At 32.0% G+C, this 7,102-nt stretch carries 5 protein-coding genes; 4 read left to right on the forward strand and 1 reads right to left on the reverse strand.

Annotated features, from left to right (window positions below; all coding sequences use genetic code 11):
- The coding region (locus ACO6OL_RS07095) for an LPXTG cell wall anchor domain-containing protein (protein ID WP_485502649.1) at nt 1-779 on the forward strand (779 nt) is incomplete at its 5' end.
- 371 nt (nt 780-1,150) lie between these two features.
- Here ACO6OL_RS07095 and ACO6OL_RS07100 read toward each other — a convergent pair.
- Nucleotides 1,151-3,091 carry a KUP/HAK/KT family potassium transporter gene (locus ACO6OL_RS07100; RefSeq protein ID WP_314160339.1) on the reverse strand — a complete coding sequence of 647 codons (1,941 nt, stop codon included), beginning with the start codon at nt 3,089-3,091 and terminating at the stop codon, nt 1,151-1,153.
- Between the two features lie 750 nt (nt 3,092-3,841).
- Here ACO6OL_RS07100 and nagA point away from each other — a divergent pair.
- The 3 genes from nagA to ACO6OL_RS07115 all read left to right on the forward strand — a co-directional run bounded on the left by nagA (nt 3,842) and on the right by ACO6OL_RS07115 (nt 6,881).
- Nucleotides 3,842-4,990, forward strand: a complete 1,149-nt coding sequence (gene nagA / locus ACO6OL_RS07105) for an N-acetylglucosamine-6-phosphate deacetylase (RefSeq protein ID WP_314160338.1) — start codon at nt 3,842-3,844, stop codon at nt 4,988-4,990.
- Nucleotides 4,991-5,008: 18 nt separating this feature from the next.
- Nucleotides 5,009-5,731 (forward strand): glucosamine-6-phosphate deaminase, encoded by a 723-nt coding sequence (gene nagB, locus ACO6OL_RS07110; protein ID WP_485502650.1) that lies wholly within the window; start codon nt 5,009-5,011, stop codon nt 5,729-5,731.
- A gap of 115 nt (nt 5,732-5,846) precedes the next feature.
- Nucleotides 5,847-6,881: a cyclically-permuted mutarotase family protein gene (locus ACO6OL_RS07115; protein ID WP_485502651.1), complete on the forward strand. Its 1,035-nt coding sequence runs from the start codon at nt 5,847-5,849 to the stop codon at nt 6,879-6,881.
- Nucleotides 6,882-7,102: the final 221 nt, after the last annotated feature.

The raw sequence follows: 7,102 nt of genomic DNA on the forward strand, positions 1-7,102 counted from the left end.
CTCCGGCTCCAAGTAAACCTGCTGAAGAAACTCCAGCTCCAAGTAAACCTGCTGAAGAAACTCCAGCTCCAAGTAAACCTTCAGAAGAAACTCCAGCTCCAAGTAAACCTTCAGAAGAAACTCCAGCTCCTTCTGAAGATGCTGCAATCGAAGCTCTTCAAAACAAAGTAGCTGATTTAGAAAAAGAAGTTGCTAGACTTGAAAGTGATTTAAAAGATGCTGAAGAAAACAATGTAGAAGACTACGTTAAAGAAGGTTTAGAGAAAGCTATTACTGAGAAAAAAGCTGAATTAGAAAAAGCTGAAGCTGAACTAGAAGAAGCTCTTAAAGGATTAGAACCTAAAGGAGAATCAGAAAATGGTGATGCATTAGTTCAACCAGAACTTCCAGAATTCGGTGCTAACAATCCTGAAATCAAAAAAATCTTAAAAGAAATTGATAAAGTTAAAGAACAAATAAAAGATGCTGAAGAAAACGGTGCTGAACCATATTACATCGAAGGATTAAATAATCACCTTAACGATTTACTTGAAGCTTTAGATATCCTAAATAAAAACCTAGCAGCTGTTAACGAAGTTCCTGAGTTTGACTTATCTACATTAAATACTCCTGCTGGAGATGGCAACAACTTTGGAACAAAAACTCCAAAAGCTAAACCAGAAGCTAAAGAAGGTAGAGTATTACCAAACACAGGTATGAACCCATCTAACACTGCTGTATTAGGATTAAGTTTAATCGCATTAGCAGGTATTGTAGTTAGACGTAAACTTTCTAAATAATTAAGTTAATTAGTGTATAAAAAACTTAAAGAGTATGGATTTTCCATACTCTTTTCCTTTTTCTAATTTCTAAAAAAAACTCCGTTGAACACCTGTAAAATCAAAAATAAAAATCAGACCTTTCCTAAGCAAGGATTCTTCGACAAAACTGGGAGTGACTCAAAAATCATGATTTCGGAGAAACAAGATTTTGTTGAGTCATCCCCTAAAACTTTATTAGATATCAAAAAAGCTTTTATAAAGCGAATTTAGATATCAATAAACCACTGCGTCTATGAGTTTTCATATGAACTTTGTTGAAATTTTAGGACTTTTGGGTCGACTCCTCGATTTTCAAGTCATTCCCTTCTTATTCTAAGTCTGATTTTCTTTTATTGAACTCTTATTAATTTTTTCGCTTTAGTTTGTACTACATTTAAAGGTACAGCTTCTTTAGTTATAACACTCGTATCTAAACCAAACCATTTTTCCGGGGTTACTGTAATTTTTTTTAGCTTCAATCTTAAACTCATAATGAAGTTATCAAATGAAGATAAGCCATTGCTGTTACCTAATACTTCCTCAATCAAGACGAATCTAAAATCTCCTACAGTTTCAGCTTTTCCTCTTAAATTGTACTTAGTTGGTTGCAATTCTAACTCTTTATCTTCTAATAAATCACCTATTACTTGACGCATAAACATATTAACCCTTTGATTCTCTCTAAATCCTAGATTAAAGGTAATTTTGAATATTTTTTTATCACTAAATTTAGTAACCTTATACTCTCTTCTATAAGGTTCGTCTAGTACATTTATATGGACGAAGAAATAAACATTAGCCCTTTTAGGTTGTTTATTTAAAATCGAATATAACACCGCGTAATCAACATCTTCTTCTTGTTTTGCTCCTGTTAAATATACTAAGTTTGTCGCATATTTTGGGATATTTTTATCCATACTTAATTGCAGTAGTTGTTTTGTATAATTTTTCACCGTTAGATACTGGCTTTCACGCTCTTTGATTTCTGTTCCTTTATGCCAAATAAACATGATTGTGAATATTAATAAAGCGATGATTACCGTTATGTATCCTCCATTTACGAATTTCAAACTATTTGCATATAGAAATAATAGTTCTTCTATTCCAAAGAATAATAAGAAAATAAGCGCAAAAGTTTTTTTGTTTTTTACTTTATATAAATATATACTTAATAACAACGTCGTTACAAACATTGTTACACTAATACTTAATCCATATGCAGCTTCCATATTACTACTTGTTCTGAAGAATAATACTACACAGCTACTACAAATAAATAATATTATATTAACCGCAGATACATAGACCTGCCCTTTTAATTCTGTAGGGTACTTTATCATTAATTTCGGGAAGAGATTTAGCTTTATCGCCTCTGATATCAACGTAAATGATCCTGTTATTAAACTTTGACTCGCTATTACCGCAGCAAGTGTCGCAAGTACTACCTGAAAAACTATAAAACTATCCGGCACTATCGCAAAGAATGGATTTTTTATCGCGCTATAATTTGTTGATAATAGATACGCCGCCTGACCGAAATAGTTCGCAAGTAAGCACACCTTTACAGAAAACCACGCCATTCTGACATTTTTTCTACCGCAGTGACCTAAATCTACATATAAATCCTCTGCACCTGATACGCATAAAAATACCGCTCCTAATAGAACAAAAACACCAGGATAGTTGATTAGCAACTGAAGTGCATACTTTGGATTTATTGCTTTTAATATTTCTGGTCTAGTACTTATAGACTTTATCCCCCAAAACAGTAACGATAGGAACCATAAACTCATTATAGGTCCAAAGAGCGAACCTATTTTTTTGGTTCCAAAACGTTGGAATGAAAAAATAAACACAAATATAATAAGCACTAAGACGATTACATCGTTAGTATTTATAGAAGGAATTATATCATGTAAACCCTCAACCGCAGATGTAACTGTAATTGCTGGTGTTATTATTCCATCCGCAAGAAGAGTCGCTCCTCCTAGCATCGCTAAAAGAGCTACACTACGTCTTGTTTTATTTTTTATTAAAGCAAAAAGAGAGAATACCCCTCCTTCACCTTTGTTGTCCGCTTTTAGTGCAATCATTACATATTTTGTTGTTGTCTGTAAGGTCATTACCCAAAATATTAAACTAACAAAACCTAAAACCAGCTTTTCATTCATCGTCGCATCAGTATTGTTAATAAATGACTTCATAACATATAAAACCGACGTCCCTATATCTCCGAATATTATTCCTATTGTTATTATTACACCAAGAAAGGTTAATCTTGATTTATCCATATTTTTGTCCTCTTGTAAAATAAGTTAAAATTATACTATATCTATAAAATCATCAATATAATTCTTACATATAATTATATTCCTCTTATAGCTAAAGTCAATAGTAAGTATATTGTATTTTTATCATTACTTTATATATTATTTTTCTTAGAAAAATTTATATACTCAGTACATGTTAAGGAATTTTTCCCTAAAATTTTCTACTTTATTATGAGTTTGCATAATCATATAGAAGTTGACGTTATTTTTGTTTTTTTAATAATTAAAAAAACGTGGGAGTGACTCAAAAATCGTGATTTCAAAGAAACTAGATTTTGTTGAATCACTTCAGCAAAGTTTATTAGATATCAAAAAAGCTTTTATAAAGCGAATTTAGATATCAATAAATCACTGCAGCTATGAGTTATAATATACTCTTTTTAAAATTTATGTTTTGTGATGCAACCCTTATTTTATAATTTATTATCAATTTACATAATTTTTTATTCTCGAGTGATTCAAACAATAAGTTTTTTCATAATATTTTAAAATTGTTCACCTTTTTTCGTTAACATAACACCTTAAATTATATCACTGAATTTATTCAACTTTTTTCATTTTCTTAAAATTTAAAAAACACGTTTAAATTAATTTTGAAAACTTTTACTTTTCTACTTTACAAACCCATTTAAAAAGTGTTAAAATTAACTTAACGAGGATTTAACACATTAAATTTAAAGATAAAAATTTTATATAAAAAGGGGTGCTATTATGCTAATAAAAAGTAAAAAAGTTTGGTCAAGCGGGCAATTTCTTCCTCTTATTTTAGAAGTAGAAGAGAAAAAAATAACTGCCGTTTATGACTATGATGCATTCGATAAAGTAGATTATGATTTTGGATCTAATCGTATTTTACCAGGATTTATAGATGTTCATACTCATGGAGCTTATGGTTACGATACAAATGATGTTAACGAAGAGGGGCTTCGTAACTGGACTAAAAATATCGTTTCTGAGGGAGTAACATCATTTTTACCAACAACAATTACACAAACTGAAGAAGTTCTTCTAAAAGCTGTAGCAAATGTTGCAAAAGTTTATGAAGAAGGCTATGAAGGAGCTGAAATTTTAGGAATTCACTTCGAAGGACCTTATCTTGACGTAGAAAAACGTGGTGCTCAACCTAAAAATTGTATCCAAACACCTAGTGTTGAACAATTTAAAAAATTCCAAGCAGCTAGTAATAACCTAATTAGACTTATCACTATCGCATGTGAAAAAGACATTGACTACAAACTTACTAAGTATCTAGTAAGCCAAGGAATTCGTGTAAGTCTAGGACACTCTGCTTGTAACTATAAAGAAAGTTACCTAGCATTCGCTAACGGTGCTACTTCTCAAACTCACGTTTATAATGGAATGGTTGGTTTCCATCACCGTGACGGAGGTCAAGTTGGATTTGCACTACGTGCGCGTGATGCATATGGGGAAATTATCTGCGACGGTATTCACTCTACTACAGATGCTTTAAATACATACTTCACAGCAAAAGGGCGTGACCATGGAATTATGATTACCGACTCACTTTGCGCTAAAGGTTGTGGACGTGGTTCTTATATCTTCGGTGGAGAAAATATGGAAATATATGAAGATGGTAGTGCTCACCGTGATGACGGACGTCTAGCTGGTTCTACACTTAGAGTTATTGATGGACTACGCGTCTTAATAGAAGATGCTTTAGTCCCTGTCGATGCAGCAATTAACTCATGTACAAAAAACCCTGCGGAAATGTTAGGTTTCGGAGATAGAAAAGGAAAACTTAAAGTTGGCTACGATGCTGACTTCGTAGTTATCTCTCCTGCTTATGAAGTACTAACAACATTTGCGCGTGGTAAAGAAGTTTATAAAAAAGAAGATTAAAAAGTAAGGGGTAATTCTATGAAATATTTAGTTTTTAATTCTAAAAAAGAAGCTTCAAAAGAAGCATACACAATTTTAAAAAGTTTGATTAATGAAAATTCAACACTAGGTCTTGCTACTGGTGGATCACCTATAGCTTTATACGAAGAAATGATTGCAGACTATAAAGCAGGAAATTTCAGCTATAAAAATGTAAAATCTTACAATTTAGATGAATATGTAGGAATTAGCTATGATCATCCAGAAAGTTATCATAAATTCATGAAAATTAATCTATTCGATCATATCGATATCAAAAAAGAAAATACTCATATTCCTGATGCTGGTAATAGCGACTTAAATGCAGCTTTAAAAAACTATCAAGAACAATTAAATAGTGCTGACATTGATGTACAAATTCTTGGAGTTGGCTCAAACGGTCACATCGGATTTAATGAACCTGGCACACCATTTGAAAAAGGAGTTCATGTCGTTGATTTAAAACAAGAAACTATCGAGGCAAACTCTAGATTTTTCAATAACGACATTAATTTAGTACCTAAACAAGCTGTAACTATGGGAATAAAAGATATTATGCGAGCTAAACATATAATCTTATTAGCATTCGGAGAAGCCAAACAATACGCTATTAAGAGTTTAGTAGAATGTGATGAAATAACAGAAAATATTCCTTGTACTGTTCTAAAAAATCATCCTAGTGTATATGTTCTAGTGGATAAAGAGGCAGACTTCAAAAAATAAAATTTGTGGGAGTGGTATTCGACTAAAACGTCATCTATAGTCGAATCCTCCCACTATAAACAAAATATTAATGTAAGCGTTTGATTTTAAACAATAATAGGGAGGTACACTTTTTATGAGTATACAACTAAATTGGACAAATATAGCTACTGTAGCAGCTCAAAAAGGCTACAAAAAGAATATAGGAACAGCAGGATTAGTTAAAGGTGTTTTAGGAAATAAACTAATCTTTGGTGGAGGTGCTAACTTCCCAGGAGGACTTCCTGTAGATGGAGGAGTTAAAGTAAACCATAAAGATGTATATCTATATGAAGAAACATCTAATGGAATAGCTTTATTAGATCAAATTCAATTTGACTATCCTTTAGCATATGGACCAAGTGCAGTACATAACAATACTTTATACTACATTGCGAATAAAACTGAAACATCATCAGACCTTTTAGCATTCACAGTAGTTGATAATAAATTAAAAGTTGAAGTAATCGACACTCTTCCACTTACTGTAGAAAATGTTATTGCAAAAGTTCACGACAATAAACTATACTTCGGTATCGGATCTATTAATGGATCAAATAACAATGAACTATATGCATATGATTTAGCAACTAAGAAATTCGAAGTATTTTCAGAATTTCCTGGGAAATTACGTAATCAAGCAATAAGCTATATATATAATAATGAACTTTATGTGTTCGGTGGTGGAGCTACTGAAACATACAGTGATGGATATAAAATTAACTTAGAAACAAAAGAATGGACTCAACTTGCTGATGTAGTTATCGATAATGAAGAAGTATCCCTTCTAGGTGCTGATTGGGCTCCATTAAACGACCATGAACTTCTAGTAATCGGTGGTTTCAATAAAGATGTTTGGAAAGATGCAGTATTCAACTTAACAACATTACAAGGTGAAAATCATGCAAAATATCGTGACGCATACTTCAGACGTCCTGTAAGTGACTACAGATGGAATAAAAAAGAATTAGTCTATAACTTGAATGAAAACCACTGGTACCAATTAGGAGAAATTCCTTTTGAAGCACCTTGTGGCCACGCCTTGTTAGCTACAGATAATAACATTTATTCTATTATGGGTGAGATTAAACCGGCAGAAAGAAAACCATATATTCATAGAACAAAAAAATAATAATAAAAACTACTCAACAGTAAAGTGTTGGGTAGTTTTTTCTACAACTTATATCAGTGTACTTAACTTGTAGTTAGGCAAAACAAGAGAGATTATAGTAATCTTTTAAATCTTCTTATAATATCTACTTTACTTATTTCAAACATAAAAAAAGAACCTTCCTTTTGGAAGGCTCTCACTGTTGCCTGGCAACGTTCTAGTCTCACAGGGCGTAAGCCCAA

The organism is Gemella sp., from assembly GCF_057272915.1.